This window comes from Thermomonospora umbrina, from assembly GCF_003386555.1.
Taxonomy (GTDB): domain Bacteria; phylum Actinomycetota; class Actinomycetes; order Streptosporangiales; family Streptosporangiaceae; genus Thermomonospora; species Thermomonospora umbrina.
Genome location: NZ_QTTT01000001.1, coordinates 2,493,582 through 2,509,664, shown reverse-complemented (window position 1 = coordinate 2,509,664; position 16,083 = coordinate 2,493,582). Strand labels below are relative to the sequence as shown.

Annotated in this window: 14 protein-coding genes and 1 pseudogene; 5 read left to right on the top strand and 10 right to left on the bottom strand. The window is 70.6% G+C overall.

The genetic code is table 11. The features are described from left to right. Positions 1-4: 4 nt before the first annotated feature. From DFJ69_RS11070 to DFJ69_RS11035, 8 genes are all read right to left on the bottom strand, one after another. The gene (locus DFJ69_RS11070; protein WP_116022395.1) at positions 5-1,570 is read right to left on the bottom strand and encodes a carboxylesterase/lipase family protein; all 1,566 of its coding nucleotides are present in this window, start codon (positions 1,568-1,570) and stop codon (positions 5-7) included. 64 nt (positions 1,571-1,634) lie between these two features. After that, positions 1,635-3,602: an AAA family ATPase gene (locus DFJ69_RS11065; RefSeq protein WP_116022394.1), complete on the bottom strand. Its 1,968-nt coding sequence runs from the start codon at positions 3,600-3,602 to the stop codon at positions 1,635-1,637. 152 nt (positions 3,603-3,754) lie between these two features. Continuing rightward, positions 3,755-5,974, bottom strand: coding sequence for a beta-glucosidase family protein (locus tag DFJ69_RS11060; RefSeq protein ID WP_170177608.1), 2,220 nt, complete (start codon positions 5,972-5,974; stop codon positions 3,755-3,757). Between the two features lie 413 nt (positions 5,975-6,387). Then, positions 6,388-7,830, bottom strand: a complete 1,443-nt coding sequence (gene qcrB, locus DFJ69_RS11055; RefSeq protein ID WP_484419709.1) for a cytochrome bc1 complex cytochrome b subunit — start codon at positions 7,828-7,830, stop codon at positions 6,388-6,390. Positions 7,831-7,960: 130 nt separating this feature from the next. Then, complete coding sequence (locus DFJ69_RS11050; RefSeq protein WP_211328585.1) at positions 7,961-8,254, bottom strand: hypothetical protein; 294 nt, start codon at positions 8,252-8,254, stop codon at positions 7,961-7,963. Between the two features lie 150 nt (positions 8,255-8,404). After that, on the bottom strand, positions 8,405-9,637 hold the full coding sequence (locus tag DFJ69_RS11045; protein ID WP_245974251.1) for a lipase family protein: 1,233 nt from the start codon (positions 9,635-9,637) through the stop codon (positions 8,405-8,407). Between the two features lie 83 nt (positions 9,638-9,720). Further along, positions 9,721-10,443 carry a GAF and ANTAR domain-containing protein gene (locus DFJ69_RS11040; protein WP_245974249.1) on the bottom strand — a complete coding sequence of 241 codons (723 nt, stop codon included), beginning with the start codon at positions 10,441-10,443 and terminating at the stop codon, positions 9,721-9,723. Positions 10,444-10,487: 44 nt separating this feature from the next. Then, positions 10,488-12,008: an ANTAR domain-containing protein gene (locus DFJ69_RS11035; protein WP_116022390.1), complete on the bottom strand. Its 1,521-nt coding sequence runs from the start codon at positions 12,006-12,008 to the stop codon at positions 10,488-10,490. A gap of 92 nt (positions 12,009-12,100) precedes the next feature. Between DFJ69_RS11035 and DFJ69_RS11030 the strand changes: the two genes are divergently transcribed. After that, positions 12,101-12,295: a hypothetical protein gene (locus DFJ69_RS11030; protein WP_116022389.1), complete on the top strand. Its 195-nt coding sequence runs from the start codon at positions 12,101-12,103 to the stop codon at positions 12,293-12,295. A gap of 186 nt (positions 12,296-12,481) precedes the next feature. Here the strand turns inward: DFJ69_RS11030 and DFJ69_RS11025 are convergent, their stop codons facing one another. Together DFJ69_RS11025 and DFJ69_RS11020 are read right to left on the bottom strand one after the other, a co-directional pair. Then, entirely contained in the window at positions 12,482-13,564 is a 1,083-nt protein-coding gene (locus DFJ69_RS11025; RefSeq protein ID WP_116022388.1) for a cation diffusion facilitator family transporter, read from the bottom strand. Between the two features lie 159 nt (positions 13,565-13,723). After that, positions 13,724-13,894 (bottom strand): LuxR C-terminal-related transcriptional regulator, encoded by a 171-nt coding sequence (locus tag DFJ69_RS11020; protein WP_116022387.1) that lies wholly within the window; start codon positions 13,892-13,894, stop codon positions 13,724-13,726. Positions 13,895-14,043: 149 nt separating this feature from the next. Between DFJ69_RS11020 and DFJ69_RS34875 the strand changes: the two genes are divergently transcribed. From DFJ69_RS34875 to DFJ69_RS11005, 4 genes and pseudogenes are all read left to right on the top strand, one after another. Beyond that, the gene (locus tag DFJ69_RS34875) at positions 14,044-14,346 is read left to right on the top strand and encodes an ATP-binding cassette domain-containing protein (RefSeq protein WP_211328584.1); all 303 of its coding nucleotides are present in this window, start codon (positions 14,044-14,046) and stop codon (positions 14,344-14,346) included. Next, positions 14,331-14,543 (top strand): P-loop NTPase family protein, encoded by a 213-nt coding sequence (locus DFJ69_RS34870; RefSeq protein WP_211328583.1) that lies wholly within the window; start codon positions 14,331-14,333, stop codon positions 14,541-14,543. Before DFJ69_RS34875 ends, DFJ69_RS34870 begins: the two co-directional genes overlap by 16 nt. After that, a pseudogene (locus DFJ69_RS36595) lies at positions 14,540-14,695 on the top strand (hypothetical protein); the annotation flags it as partial. The gene DFJ69_RS34870 and the pseudogene DFJ69_RS36595, both read left to right, overlap by 4 nt. 395 nt (positions 14,696-15,090) lie before the next feature. Then, positions 15,091-16,008, top strand: a complete 918-nt coding sequence (locus tag DFJ69_RS11005) for an ABC transporter permease (RefSeq protein ID WP_116022386.1) — start codon at positions 15,091-15,093, stop codon at positions 16,006-16,008. The last annotated feature ends 75 nt before the right edge of the window (positions 16,009-16,083 follow it).

Genomic DNA, 16,083 nt, shown 5'->3' with positions numbered 1-16,083 from the left:
CCTCCTACGTTCCGATGAAGCTGCCGAGCAGGTCCCAGATGTGGCACCGGTGCTTGACGTAGAGGTGGCCGAAGCCGTGGGTGCCTCCGGCCGTGCCCGGTCGGAATCGGAGGATCCGCTGTCCCAGCCGGTCGTACCTGGGCCAGTCCGCCGGGTCGCCCGTGGCCGCGAAGGTGCCCAGATGGCGCAGGAAGCGACCTGCCAGCTCCTGCTGCCCCGGGTCGAGGAGAGGCGAGCGGGGCCCGAAGAGGTAGATCAGTTCAGCCGCGTGGGTGGAGCCCCGGGCGAGGCCGGGAACGACCGGGGGCGCCTGCGGGTCCTCGAAGAGGTAGGCGTAGGTCGGAGCGAGAGGCGACAGCTGCTGAAGGCCGTGGCGGGTGCCGCATCCGAACATCATGTCGCCCATCAGCGCGCTCATCGCCTTGAGCGGTGATCCGTAGCGGAGCGACGGGTAGAGGGCGAGGATGACGGCGCCGCCGGGGCCCGCGAAGGCCGTGATGAGCCTTCGGTAGTCCTCCTCGGTGGGGACGACCCCGGTCTGGACCTTGAGCCCGAGCGCGGCGAACAGGTAGCCCTCGTCGTCCATCAACCCGGCCAGGACGGGCCGTCGCGGGACCGCGCCCGACTTGATCATCGCGACGGGCGGGGCGGGGATGACCACACCGTCGAGGATCGGCGGGAACAGGAACGGGATCTGGGCGTCCTCGGTGAACGGGGCCGCCTCGACCAGCTCGCGGGCGCTCTTGCCGCGCAGACAGTCGAGCTGCCCGGGCCCGGCCGGGCAGCCGAGCTTCGACGCGTACGCCTCTCCGGTCTGCCGGGCGGTGTCGAGCGTGACACCGTACCTCTGCTCCGTGCCGCAGACCGAGGAGCTCATCAGGACCGCCCGGTGGAACAGCCCGGCGGCGGCCGGCGAGGCGATGTTCGAGCAGGTCGCGCCCCCGCCGGACGACTGGCCCATGAGCGTCACCCGGGTGCGGTCGCCGCCGAGGACGCCGATGTTCCGCTGCACCCAGCGCAGCGCCGCCTGCTGGTCCTGGACGCCGTGGTTCAGGGCGGGGTTCTCGGCCCGCAGCGCCTCCAACGCGAGGACGCCGAACGCGCCCTGCCGGAAGTTGAGGGTGACCACGACCGCGCCGGCCGCGGCCGCCATCGCGCCGGCGTCGACGTTGCCGTCCCCGAACGCGTAGCTGCCGCCGTGCAGCCAGACGATCACCGGCAGGTTCGCGTCCGCCCGCCTCGCCGGGGTGAACACGTTGAGGTTCAGGCAGTCCTCGTTGTCGATGAGGCCGTCGAAGCTGGTCGCGGGCTGCGCGCACTTGCCGCCGAAGGCGGTCGCGTCCCGCACGCCCGTCCACGGCTCGGCGGGCTCCGGGGCGCGCCACCGCAGCGCGCCCACCGGCGGCCGTGCGTACGGGATCCCGAGGAACGCCCGGTGGTCGTGCGCGGCGACACCGCGCACGGCTCCGGTGTCCAGATGGACGACGGCATCGGGCAGCGCCAGGGCCCGTCCCGCGGTCACCACGACCAGCAGGGCGCACAGCACCACGGCGAACGTTCTTCGCAGCATCCCTCACTCCTCACCTCGGGTGAGGGACATGCTCGGCGCGAGAACTGCTCACGCAACAGGTCATTCACTGGTCATTCAGCTCGCGGGACCACAGCACGTCCACGAGCCGCGCGATGCCGCGCGCCAGATGCCGCCGGTACGTGCTGAACGACATCGAGAGCGCCTCGGCGGCCCGCTCCTGGGTCTGGGCGGCCCGCAGATAGGTCCGGTCGAGGACGGGGAACACCTGCTCGCCGCGCAGGTCCTCCATCGCCCGCCGCAACGCGTCGCGGAGCCCGGCCGGGTCGTCCGCGAGCCGGCAGTCCAGCAGCGGGCTGGTCGCCAGCCGGTCCGGCGCGTGGAGATGCCGGAGCGCCCGCCGCACCGCCTCGGCGAACTCCCGTCGCGACAGCGGCGGCGTCCAGGGGACGACCGGGGCGCTCAGGCCGACCTCCCGTTCGCCCACCATGTCCAGCCAGCTCCGCACCGTCCGGCCCCGCCAGTCCCGCAGGAACGCGCTGTAGCGGACCGCCCCCACCTGCACGTCCACCTCGGGCAGGCGTCGGTAGCCGAGGTGCGACAACAGCGACTCGGATCGGTCCACGTCTCCCGTGAAGGCGCAGACGAAGTCCAACGCCAGGTCGGGGCTGGCGATGAGCCGCTGGATCTGTCGGATCATCGCCGTGTTCCGGGTCGCGGACGGGCCCTGGTAGTGGTCGCGGTCCATGAAGAACCGGGCGAGCACCACCTCGTCGTTCGCCCGCAGCGGCCCGCATTCCCGGACGTACCGCCAGGCGGCGGCGACGACGGGATCGAAGGCGAGATCCTCCTCGCTCATCTCGCGCGGCCGCAGGACCAGCGAGAACCCGAAGCTGTCGGGCCCGCGGAACACCGCCGCCACCGCGCCGGGACGATCCAGCCATCCGTCGAGCAGCGCCGCCGCCTCGGGCCCCTCGTATCGGGCGGCCAGCTCCAGGATCGCGGCCCGGTCGGCGGGGCCCGCCAGGTCCAGATAGGCGGCCGAGCCGAGCCGGTCCCAGTCCCAGAACTCGGCGGCCAGCGGGTTGGCCTGGATCAGGAAGCAGACGTCGATCACCCAGCGGTACTGCTCCCGCCCCTCGGTGGTGCGGACGTGCGCCAGGAGGTGGTCCCTGATCCGGTGGTGCATCTCCGTGAAGCCCGCCGGGTCCCGCCACCGCAGGTCGGCCCGGACCACGTCGCGCACCAGATCGTGCGGGAAGATCCCGAACGGGCCGTGCTCCACGAACGGCAGACCGCGCAGCCAGGCGAACAGCCCGCCCGCATCGTCGCCCAGCGCCGCCCGCAGCAACTGTTCCGTGGTGAACCGGGCGTGCGCGCACACCTGAAGGGCCTGCCGGTGCCGGTCGCCGGGCGCGTCGGCCATGAAGCACTCGACGAGCCGCCCCACGACGTCGGGCGCGTCGGTCAACCCGACGTCCGCGCCGGGCGAGGTCGCCAGCACGTCCGCGAGCAGGACCAGCGCCAGCGGATGCCCGTGGGTCACCTCGGCGAGCCTGCGGTGCAGCGCCTCGGGCAGCCCGGCGGCCCTGGCGAAGTCCCGAACGTCCGCAGCCGACAACTCGCCCAGCCGTACGACCCGCAACAGATCCCGCCAGGCCGGGTCGGAGTACCAGCCCCCATCCGGCGGGGACCGCCCCGCCAGGACGACCACCGCGTCCTCGGGCAGGCTCGGGACCAGCGTCTCCCGAACCCACCCGTCCAAGGGGGCGAGCGCCTCGTACGTGTCGATCAGCAGGACCAGCCGGCCCTGTCGGGGCTCCGGCGTGAACGGCACCGGCTCGACGGACCGGCCGTCCAGCCGTACGGGCTCCAAGCCGTGCTCGGAGGCGACCTGCGCGAGGGCCCCGAGCAGCGCGGTCTTCCCGATCCCGCCGGGCCCGTACACGTACAGCACGGTGAAGTCGGGATCGGGCTTCGCCAACGCCGCGCGCAACAACTCGATCTCCGCGGCCCGCCCCACGAACCGGCGCCGCCGCGCTTCCGCCAGCCGTCCCGCAACCGTCCCCACCACCCGCCCAACCTAGCCGGCCGACACCCGCCTTCCTAGGCGTTCCCACACAAGTCCGACCTCCCGCTCGCATGACGCATGCCGGGACAGCGGAGAACGGCTGCCCGGGTCGGCGGGTGGGCCGGCTCGGGCAGCCGTTCATGGTGGTGCTCCGGTCAGCAGACCTTGAGGGTGGCGGTCTGGCGGATGCTGCCGGCGGAGGAGGCGGCGTGAACGGGGTAGTTGCCGCAGGGGACCTGCCAACTGTCGGTGGTGGTGTTCCAGATGGCCAGGGAACGGTCGTCCAGCGGGATAGTGACCTGGGTGGACTGGCCGGGGCCGAGGGTGACCTTCTTCCAGCCGACGAGGCGCTTGGGCGGCTCGCCCGTTCCGGCGGGGAAGCCCACGTAGACCTGGGCGGTCTCGGACGCGGTGCGCGTTCCGTTGTTGGTGAGCGTCAGGGTGACGTTGGACAACTGGTGGTTGTCGGAGACCGGGTTCGGCTGGGGAACGGTGGTCGAGGAGAGGCCGAGGCCCGAGTAGGCGAAGTTCCCGCCGTAGGAGAGGCCGTGGCCGAACGGGTACAGCGGGGCCGAGTTCTGGTCGTACCAGCGGTAGCCGACGTTCAGGCCCTCGGTGTAGTTGAGCGTGGTGGGGGTGCCCTGCCAGCCGGTGGCGGGGGTCGGCATGTGCTGCTCGTCCACCGGGAAGGTGACCGGCAGGCGGCCGGAGGGGTTGGCGTCGCCGAACAGGAGGTTGGCGATGGCCGCGCCGCCCTGCTCGCCCGGGTACCAGGCTTCGAGGATGCCCTTGACCGAGTTCCGCCACGGCATGGTGACCGGGCCGCCGGTCTGGAGCACCACGACGGTGTCGGGGTTGGCGGCGGCGACCGAGGAGATCAGGTCGTCGGCCGGCTGGGTGCCGAACGGGTCCAGCGTGAGGTTCTTCTTGTCGGCGCCCTCCTGCTGGCTGTCGCGGCCGAACACGATCACGGTGTCCGCGTTGGCGGCGAGGCTGACGGCGGCGGCCTTGTTCGTGCCGTCCACGTAGGTGACGGTGCGACCGGTCGCGTCCTCGATCTTCTGGCGGGCCTTGGCGATCTGGCTCGCGTACGGCACGACGTAGCCGGAGCCGTTGGGGCCGCTCGCCGCCGGGTCGGCGTCGGCGGGGCTGCCGATGAGGGCGATGGTGCCGCCGGTGGTCTTGCTGAGCGGCAGGATGTTCTGCTCGTTGCGCAGGAGTACGGCCGCCTGCTCCGCCAACTGGCGGGAGGTGGTGGCGTGCGCCGCGATCTGGGCGGCGGACGGCGTCCCCGGTGTCGGCGGGTCGTCGATCACCCCGTTGGCGAACATCGACCGCAGGATGCGGTGCGCGGCGGCGTCGATCTGGCCCTGGGTGATGAGCCCGGACGCCAACGCCGACCACAGCAGGCCCTCGCCGTAGAAGGTGCCGTTCGGCATCTGCTGGTCGAGACCGGCCTGGATGGACTGCTGGGTGCCGCAGGTGTTGGTCGGGTACGGCACCGCGTGGTCGTTGCCGCCCGAGTCGGTGTACACCCCCTGACCCATGCAGGTCCACCAGTCGGTCATGATCCAGCCGGGGAAGCCCCACTCGTTCTTGACGATGTCCATGACCGCCGGGGCCTGGCAGGCCGGCGAACCGTTGATCATGTTGTACGAGCACATCAGCGCGCCCGGGTTCGCCTTCTGGATGGAGATCTCGAACGGCCGCAGATAGATCTCGCGGAGGGTGCGCTCGTCGATGATCGAGTTCTGCCCCTGGCGGTAGCGCTCGTTCTCGTTGCCCACGATGTTCTTGTGGGTGGCGACCACCTTCTGGCTCTGCAGGCCGGCGAGCTGGGCGGAGGTCATGATCCCCGCCAGCAGCGGGTCCTCGCCCTGGTTCTCCCAGGTGCGGCCGTTGCGCGGGTCACGGATGATGTTGGAGTGGCTGGTCAGCCCGACGTTGAACCCGAACGCGCGGGTCTCCGCACCGATCACCGTTCCGTGCGTGCGGGCCGCGTTCGTGTCCCAGGTGGCGGCCATCGCGATCGGCGCGGGCAGCGAGGTCGCCTGGCGCTCGGGGTGGCCCAGCCGCTTGCACACGTTGGTCACCCCCGCCCCGGCGCCGATCATCTCCTGCGCGGGCACGGCCCCGCGCGGGGGCACGTAGCCGTCGCCGAGCAGGCTGGCCGTGTCGCAGACCTGGCTGCCGGCCAGCAGTTGGCGTCTCTGCTTGTCGTCCAACGTGGCCAACAGCAGGTCGGCGCGTTCGTCGGGGCTGAGCGAGGTGTTCATCCAGGGCTCGTCGATGGCCTGTGCGGGGACCACGGCCGCGAGGGCGGCCGTCAGCCCCGCGACCACCGCGAGGGCGAGGTGGCTGCGTCTTCTCAGCAAGGTTCTTCCTCTACGGGATCGAGGGTGCACGACCTGCGCGCCGTCGTCGGCGGGCGGGCCGATCGGCGGGCCGGTGACCGGATCGGCGTGGGCGGGGACGGCGACCGCGCCGAGCGACAGGAGACGGACGAGCAGGGTGGCGAGGGCGCGAGGTCGGTGAGGGTACGCGGTGTGACCGGCATGTCCCGCTGGCTCCGATCCAGGGTGATGGATCATGATCTTCGGCCAGCCTAGGAAAAGTCGATCATCCTGTCAGGACCGTTACCGGTAGCGGCCATCCCTTCGACTGATCTTGATGTTTGTCCTATTTTGTGTCGCAATCCAACTCGCTGTCAGGTTGGCGCGTTCCGTACATGCCTCCGTCGGCGGGCCCGTGATATTCGCGCCCGCCCGTGCCCCGACCACTTCGCCCCTCACCGCTTGATCAGGCGGTCGCGTCCCTCTTCGAGTTCCGGACGCGGCGTGTCGCCGTGGTCGCGGACCGGGGCGTGGATCTCGCTGTAGGCCCCGTCCGGGCTCATCATGATGCGGCCGGTCTCGTAGCCGTGCTCGAACTCCTGTCGTTCCCGGGCGACCAGCGCCAGGCACATCCAGCGCGTGATCGCGAACGCCAGCGCGGGCCCCACGAAGACGGCGACGCGGAAGAACTCCGTCACGGCGAACAGCGACAGATGAAAGGTGTCGGCGATCTGGTCATTGGAGGCGGCGGCCCACAACAAGCCGTAAAAGGTGATCCCGGCGGCGCCCAGCCCGGTGCGGAAGGCGTGGTCACGGGGCCGGTCCGGCACATGGTGAACGCGCCGGTCGCCGGTGAGCCTCCGCTCGACCCACGGATAGGCCGCCAAGGCGGTGAAGAACGCGCCCGGAACGATGACGGCGGGCACCAGCACCGCGAGGGTGAGCGGATGCCCGGCGATGGAGATCTCCCACCCGGGCATGATCCGCACCGCGCCGTCCAGGAACCCCATGTACCAGTCGGGAACGGCCCCGGCGGTGATCGCCCCCGGCTCGTACGGCCCGTACAGCCAGATGGGGTTGATCTGGGCGAAGGTGCCCAGCAGCGCCAGCACCCCGCACGTGTACAACAGGAGGGCCGCCGAACGGAGACCGCGACTCAGCCCGGCGGGCCGCGAGCCCCGGAAACGGGTGCCCCCGAACCGCGCGCTCAGCAGCCGGCGCATCGGGAACAACACGGCGATGACGGCCGGGATCACCAGGATGTGCGCCCAGTACATGCGCGGAATGATGTCGTCTCCGGGAATGTCGTCCCCGAACAGCAGGAACGCCACGCCGGTCCCGATGACCGGGATGGATTGCGTGACCCCCTGCAGCAGACTGACGCTGCCGCCCGACAACATGTCATCGGGCAGGACGGTGCCGCTCACCCCCGCCGCCATCGCCAGCGGCAACAACCCCACCCAGAACAGCCAGTCCAGCCCGCGCGCCCGGCGGAAGGCGCCGGTGAAGAACATCCGCAGGATCTGGCAGCAGATGGCGGCGGTGAATATCAGCGCGGCCCAATGGTGGATCTGTCGCATCAACAGCCCACCGCGCACGTCGAGGCTGATGTTCAGCGTGGAATCGTACGCCTCGCTGACCTCGACGCCGCGCAGCGGGGCGTAGGAGCCGTCATAGGTGGTCCGCGACATATCCGGATCGAAAAAGAACGTCAGGAACGCCCCGGTGACCACCAACACGAGAAAGGAATGAAGCGTCACCTGCGCGAACAGGAAGCTCCAACGATCCGACTCGCCACGCCGCCCCACGCCCCGAAGCGGGCCCGACCGCCTCCGGTCCGGAGGACCGACCTCTTCCCCCAGCCGCCGCACACTCGCGAGCGCCCTGTTGATCCGCATCTTCACCATCAGCCCACGCCCCCTTGAGTAGACCCCTCATGCACTAGAGCGATCCGGGACGCGAAATGTGACATGACGGCCGGGTGACGAACGCCACTCACCACACCAGCCGAGACGACCGGGTCGAGGGCTACTCGCTGCCGATCTCCTTGCGGAGCGAGGAGTTGAACGCGCGGAGCGCCGCGATCGTTCTCTGCTCGTCATCGGGTGTCTTGGCGCGCCAGCACGACCGGACGAAGGAGTCCGCGTGCCCGCGGGTCTCGGGGGTGCACAGCAGGTGGATGACCGCGCGGCCCCGCTGCAACTGCGACTGCCACTCCCGCAACTCGCTCGGCTCGAACGACGCGAGCCAGTCCTCACCGCCGCTGCGAAGCTCGAAGATGCCGGTGCCCGCCCCGATGATTCCAGCCAGGACACCGACCACACGCGAAGCCTAGTGGGCCCCTCCGCGGAACCGCGGTCTCGGTGAGCGCCACCGCAGGGCTGTGGGACCCACATCACTGGAGTGATCACGGTCGGGCCATGGATGTGGAGGATCTGCTCTACGCGGAAAGGCGATGGCCGGATTGCCTCGTCAGTTGAAGAGCTCCTTCACAAAGGGAACGGTGTCGGGGAGTGATTCGGTCGGCGTGGTGCCGTGGTCCGCCCCGGGGTAGTACTTGTGCGTGAACCTCACCCCGCGCAGTTTCAGGTCGGCCACGAGCTTCATCGTGAGTACGATCGGCACGTCGAGGTCGTTGACGCCCTGTGCGATGAAGAACGGCCGGTCGTACCCGGTGAGCGGCACGTCCAGGACGCTCGACGCGGTCTTGTAGAAGTCGCCGAACAGCAGGGATCGGCTGAGCATCTTCCCGATGGTCAGCCCCTCGACCTTCTTTTTGAGATCGGCATAGCAGAGCGTGTGAGCCGCCTCCACGGCCTCCTTGCCGGCCGCAGTGAGGTAGGAATCGGGGTCGAAATCCGGCCGGGCGGCCTTCAGACCGGCGAAAAGGTAGGCGGTGTAAGGGATCAGCCCGCCCAACGGCAGGTCCGGAATGTACGGCCCGGTCAGCGCGAACGCCTGCGCGAGGTTGGAGGGTGCGCCGGTGGTGACCGCGCCTCGGAAGTCCAACTCGGGCGCGTACCGGGTGGCCAGCGAGGCGGTGAAGAGCGTGGCGTGGCCGCCCTGCGACTGGCCCATCGCGACCCACCGCCGCGACAACGTCGGAGAGACCCGCCGCGCGGCCCGCACCATGTCGGTCACGGAGTACGCGGCGGTCCGCCCGTCAAGGTACGGATGGTCGCCGGGGGTCCCGAGGCCGACATAGTCGGTGGCGACGATGGCGTAGCCCTCGCTCATCCAACGATTGAGGTGGTCGTTGGTCCGTACGGAGGTTCCGGCCGTGGACGGGGCGCAGTGGTCGGCGATCCCGACCGTCCCGTGTGCCCACGACACCACCGGCCAGCCTCCCTCCGGCGGTGTGCCCGAGGGTACGAACACCGCGCCCGTGCTCAGTGCGCGCTCGCCCGAGGGGCCGGTCGATACGTACGTCACCCGGTGAGCGGCGCCGGCCCCGGGCAGCCATAGGTGCTGCGGCAACGGGGACTCGCTGACCACGGTTCCCGGTTCGGCCAGGACCGGGTCTGCGAGGGCGGGCGGTGTGATGACCGAGACGGCGGCGATCGCGACGGAAGCGACGACCAGCGACTTACGTATGAGACCCGGCACGACGACCCACTTTCCTTCACAAGCTACGACGTTACGCACACGGTAGCTACAGAAGGTGGCGTGAATAAGGGTGGAATGGACGACTTCGGTGCCGTGCATTCGGGGATGGGTGAGTCATGCACCCTCGCATGGAAGCGGCGGTCGAGGAACCGCTCTCCGTGCCGCGGAACGGTCGTTCGAAGTCAGGGGCGGGGCGGTGTGGTCGTGCCGAGCAGGTCGGCGACGTCGGGTGACTGCTCGACGACGGCGTGGGCGACCTGTGACAGGAGCCGGTTGTGGTCGCGGGCGTAACTGCGCAGCACGGTGAAGGCGTCGCTGACGGAGATGCGTCCGCGTTCGGCCAACACGCCCTTGGCCTGCTCGATGACGGTGCGGCTGTTGAGGGCGCCCTGGAGTTGTTCCACGACCAGTTCCGCGCGGCCGTGGGCGCGCTCGTTCACGATGCCGATGGTGGCCATGTCCGCGAGCGCCTGAGCGACCAGGAGCGCCTCAGGGCCGAGCGAGCCCGTGGTGACCCGGAACAGGTTCATCGCGCCGAGCCGTGCCTCGCCCAAGCGCAGCGGCACGGCGGTCACGGCCGCGAACCCGCGTTCACGGGCGGCTTCGGTGAAGCGGGGCCAGCGCTGGGGCTCCAGGCCCAGGTCACCGCACGACACCCGGACACCGCTGTGGAAACAGTCGAGGCACGGGCCCTCTTCGTCCTGCAGTTGGAACAACTCCAGCATCCTGGCCTGCTCGGTGGACGCCGCCGCCAGGGACAGGGTGCCGCGCTCGTCGGCCAGCAGCACTCCCGCCGCGTCGACGTCGAGAAGTTGTACGCACCGCTCGCTCAGGAAGTGCAGCAGGTCGATGACGTCGAACCTGGCGACGAGGGTGTCGGCGATCTCAACGAATGTCTCGCCCAACTGTCGTTCCAGCATTGGTGTACTCACCGCATTCGATCGATTGATCAAGGGCATGGTGTGTCCGGGCCCTTGTCCGGGGAGAATGTCAGCCGGCGCTCGACGACCTCATGGGCCACGTCGCGCAGGCTCTGGTCGTTGGCGTAGGCGTGGGCGCGCAGCCGCGCGTACGCCTCGCCCGGCCGGACCCGCAACTGCACCGACATCATCCCGGCCGCCTGATGCACTTCGGGCCAGCGGTCCAGGAACGGCTCACCCGCCTCGCCGGCCCGGTCCGGAACGTTCCCCTCCGGTACGAGCCGCGCCATCAATGCCGACAGCGCCGCGTCGGCGAACAGCAACCCATCGGTGAGCATCGTGTCCCGCGACGGCCGCCGCCCCCAGTGGATCTCCAGAGCGCCGACCGCCGTCGCGCCGATGAGCAGGGGGAACGCGAACACCGCCGCCGTCCCCAGCTCGACCGCCGCGGGGGCGAACAGCGGCCAGCGCCGCTGGGCGTCGGCGGTCTCCAGGTCGGTCACCAGCACCAGCCGGTCCCCTGCCACCGTCTCCATTCCGGGACCCTCGCCCACGGTGGTCTGCAACTCCGCCAGGGGCGCCCCTGCCGGCCCGACGGCGCACACGGGTTCGTACAGGCCCTTCTCGCCCGGCACCGAAGCGCACACCCCGGTCGCGCCGGCCACCCGCACGCACGCCCGACACACGTGAACGATCGACGCCGGCGACACTCCCTCGGCGCGGGCCAGACCCTCGATCGCGGCCCGTACGACAGCCGCCCGGTCCCGTGGAACCACCGCCACCCGCCTGCCCGTCCGGGCTGGGTTCGCGTCGCCGCCTGTCTCCTGCGACGTTAGCCCAAGCAACGCGGTTCGCGCAGTGGGTACCGATAACACCGGCGACACCCGAACCGTCTCCGGCCGCTTCGACCGAGCCCATTCGGTGGCGCGGTGCACATCGTGCGAAGTGGACCTCCGCGAGGACCCGTTCCCGGCCCGTGGATCACCGCACGCCGCTGTGCGTTCTCCCGACGTTCCATGAACGCGGGCGCGCCTACGACCAGGGCCTCCCCACGCAGGGCCCGAAGGGCGTGAGGAGACATGCGGACGGACGAACATCGGACTGCCGGAGACACCGGTGGTGGTGAGCGTTCCCCGCAGGCCGTTGTAGATGCCGCCGCCGCGCAGCAGCGAGGTGTTGTCGGACACCGGACTCCTGGTGAACGTGGCGGCGGGCGCGGTGCCGGACGGGGTGTCGGCGTTGGCCAGGCCACCGCCGTTGCCGGTGGCGAAGTTGCCGCTGAGGCTGCTCCTGGTGAGGGTCACGGCGCCGCGGTTGAGGATGGCGCCGCCGTCTCCCACGGCGCTGCCGTTGGTGAGCGAGACCTGCGTGGTGAGGGTGAGGCTGCCGGCGGAACGGACCTCGAAGAGTCGGAACGTCAGCAGCGAGGACCGGGTGATGGTCGCCGGGCCGAGCATTTCGATGGGGGTGGTGATGACCGGGAGCCCGTTGGCGGGGGACCGCCCGGCCGGTCCGCGACCGTGGACACCACGGCCGCCTTGCACCTCCATGACCTGAATGTAACGTGCGTATCACGTTGTGTGATGCATCCGGTGCTCCACCTTTGATTACCGGACACGACAAAACTGTTACTTTGCGAGAAATGCCGGAACGCGGCGCCCGCACCGCAACCGACGACAGGCCCTGGTACCGCGAGTCCATGGGCGAGCACACCGCCGGGCCCGGGGCCCGACCGACCACCTCCAGCGAGGGCATGCTCGCCTCAGCCCGGGCACTCGCCCCTGACGGCCCCGCCGGCATCCGGACGGCCGGCTCCAAGACGGGATCGGAGCGATGACGCGAAAGCGCCCTGTCACCAGGTGGTCGAACGCCGGCTACAACGCCGACCACCATCTGCGGGCGTTGAGATGGGCGGCGTCACTGATGCCGCCGGAGGCGTGTGCCCGCGCCCTCGCCGAACTGGAGGACACGCCGGTCCCCGTTCCGTGGAGAGGGCTCATCCCGACAGGGGACGGGCGCGTTCTCAGCGGTGGGAGACGAGGACGGCGTGGTGGTCGGTTCCTTCGGGCCCGTCGGGGTCGGTGTGAACGGTGGCGGCGCGCAGCCGGGGCAGGTCGTGGATGAGGCGGTGTTCGGCCTGAACGGCCACGGCATGGGCCTGAACGAGGGTCAGCTCCGGATCGAGGACGATGTCGGCCTCCGCGCGCAGGGTGTGCCCGACCCAACGCAGGCGCAGCGAAGCGACACGTCGTACACCGCCCACCTCGGCGAGGATCTCCTCGGCGCGGGTCACCAACTGCGGGTCTACGGCGTCCATCAGCCGGTGGTAGATCTCCCGGGCGGCATCCCGCAGAACGAAGCAGATCGCGATCGTGATCAACAGCCCGACGACCGGATCCGCGATCGGATACCCGAGCGCGGCGCCCGCCGCTCCGGCGAGCACCGCCAGCGAGGTGAACCCGTCCGTGCGGGCGTGCAGACCGTCGGCCACCAGCGCCGCCGACCCGATCTGCCGGCCGACCCTGATCCGGTACCGGGCCACCCACTCGTTGCCGGCGAACCCGGCCAACGCGGCGACGGCGACCCACCCCAGGGCCTCCACGTCGTGGGGGTCGATCAGCCGCCGCAGCGCCTCGTATCCGGCCAACCCGGCGGAGACGGCGATGATGACCACGATGACGATGCCCGCCAGATCCTCGGCCCGCCCGTACCCGTAGGTGAACCGCCGCGTGGCGGCCCGCCGACCGAGCAGGAACGCCACCGCCAGCGGAACGGCGGTCAGCGCGTCGGCGAAGTTGTGCAGGGTGTCCCCCAGCAGCGCCACCGAACCGGACATCACCACGATGACCGCCTGCGCGATCGCGGTCACGGTCAGCACCGCGAACGAGATCCCCAGCACCCGCAGCCCCCTGCTGCTGGACTCCAGGGCGGCGTCTGTCTTGTCGGCGCTGTCATGGCTGTGCGGCACCAGCAGATGCCGGACCCGGGAGGCCCACCCCGCCACGACGGCCCGACCGCCGCGCCGCACCGGGTCACCGCCGTGCCCGTGCCCATGTCCGTGCCCGTGTCCGTCGTTGGAGCGGCCTGGCGGGGAGGTGGAAGTCATACCAACAGAATCACCGACAAATCCCGCTGCAGCATCTCGACAATTACGCAGAGTAAGCTGCTGCAAGACGCACGCACCTGCCCCTTTCTGGCGTTCCGTGGGCTGCGGATGTACGGCGAAGCCGGTGGACGACCGTCGACCGAACGCCCTCGGCAGCCGTCATCGGCCGCGCGGCAGGGTGATGCCGTTCTCGTAGGCGAAGATGACGATCTGGACCCGGTCGCGCAGGCCCAGCTTCATCAGCACACGCTTGACGTGGGTTCTGACCGTGGATTCCTCGACGACGAACGCGGCGGCGATCTCGCGGTCGGACAGGCCGGCGGTCGTCATGATGCTCGTCGGCGGAGGCGGCCACACGCCCCGGCGGCATGGCGGCGAGCCCGGCGACTCGGCGCCCGCCAGCCCTCCCCCCGGGCGGTCACGGATGAACACAACTGTTCGCCCGTCCCCATCCGACCCTGCGGCGGAGGTCTGCCGTCATGGGAGAAACGATCCAGGTCCGGGACGTCGTCAAGGCGTACCCGACCAGCGGCGGCGAGGTCGTCGCCGTCGACCGTGTCAGCCTGACCGTCGACGACGGCGAGTTCGTCGCGATCGTGGGCCGTGCGGGCAGCGGCAAGACCACCTTGCTCAACCTGCTCGCCGGCATCGACCGGCCCACCTCCGGGACCGTCCACGCGGCGGGCGCGGACCTCGGCTCGCTGTCGGAGTCGGGCCGGCGGCATGGCGGGGCCGCAATGTCGGGCTGGCGTTCCAGTTCTTCCGGTTGCTGCCCACGCTGACCGTCGCGGAGAACGTGATGCTGCCGATGGACTTCGCCAAGACCCTGCCGTCCGGTCGGCGTCGTGATCGTGCGCTGGAGTTGCTGGAGCGCGTCGGCATCGCCGACCAGGCCGACAAGCCGCCCGCCGCGCTGTCGGGCGGCCGGCGGCCATCGGCGCACGCTCCGCCGACATCGGCCGCCAATACCTCGCGATGACGCTGATCGTGGCCACCACGGCGACCCTGCTGGCCCTCGGCCCGGCCCTGTGGACCGGCCGGACACTCCTGCGAACGCTGCTGGACCTGCTCGGCATCGAGCCGACCGGCCTCGGCCCGCCTTGGTGGACCTACCTGGTCATCCTGACCGCCGGTCTCGGCCTGCCACCACTGATGGCCCTGTTTCCGCTGGTCAAGGCGAGTCGCACCACGGTACGGGCCGCCATCGACCATCACGGCGGCAGCAGCCGGCCCAACAGGCTCCTCATCCGTCTGAGCGCGTTCGGTGTGCTGAACCGCGGCCTGCTCCTGGCGCTGCGCAACACCGTCCGCCGTCCCGCCCGGTTCTGGCTGTCGGTCGGACTGCTCGCCGGCGCCGGGGCCGTGTTCATCGCCGGCATGGCCCTGCTGTCGGGCACCAAGGCCGTTCAGGCGCAGCAGAAGGAGCAGCGCTACTGGGACGTCGAGGTCCAGCTCACCACCGCGGCGCAACAGCCCGCGGTCGTCGACACGGTGCGGCGCGTACCGGGTGTGGAACGCATCGAGGCATGGAACCGCGCCCCATCGGCATCGCCGGGCCCGGCAGGCTGCCGTTCAGCCGCACCTATCCCGACCAGGGGCACGGCAGCGTCGCGATCAACACCGTCCCCGCCGACCGGAAGGCCCCTGCGCCGAAACTTTTGGACGGCCGCCGGCTGCGCCCCGGCGAGACCGGCGCGGTCGGCCTCAACCAGATCACCCGCGACAGCACCGTCCCCGACCTCGGCGCGGGCGACACCGTCCGGCTCTACATCGACGGCCGCCCCGCCACCTGGCGCATCGTCGGCATCATCGAAGAACGCGAAGCCGCCGGCGGCGGCGTCTTCACCACCGAGGAAGCCTTCGCCGCCGCCACAGGCCGCGCGTTGCAGGTCAACCAACTGCGCCTCATCACCGACACCCACGACGAACGGTCCCGCACCACCGTGGCGAACGCCGTTCGCCAAAGCCTCACCGACGCGGGGATCAACGTCGCCTCATCGGCCTCGATCAGCCGCACCGAAGCCGCCTCCGCCGGACACAGGGGCCCCGTCGTCCTCGTCATCGCCCTGCCGCTCGGCGTCGTCGGCGTCATCGGCCTGGCCTCCACCATGGGCGCCAACATCCTCGAACGCACCAGGGAATTCGCCATCATGCACGCCATCGGGGCCCGCCCCCGAACCGTCCGCCGCATCGTCATCGCCGAAGGCACGTTCCTCGCCCTCACCAGTTGCCTCATCGCCGCCCTCCCGGCACTCGCCCTGACCAAGGTCCTCGGCGACGCACTCGGCAACCTTTTCCAGAAGGCACCACTGCCATTCCAGGTCCCGCTCTACTCCATCGCCCTATGGGTCGCGCTCGTCATCCTCGGCGCGGCCCTGGCCACCGACACGGCCGCCACCCGCGCGTCCCGCATCACCGTCCGCGAAGCCCTCACCCACCTGTGAGAATCCGCCGATCCAGCCGTGGGCCCGTTGCACGCCGTCGAAAGCCGAGGAACCCCACGTCGGGCATGCCACCAT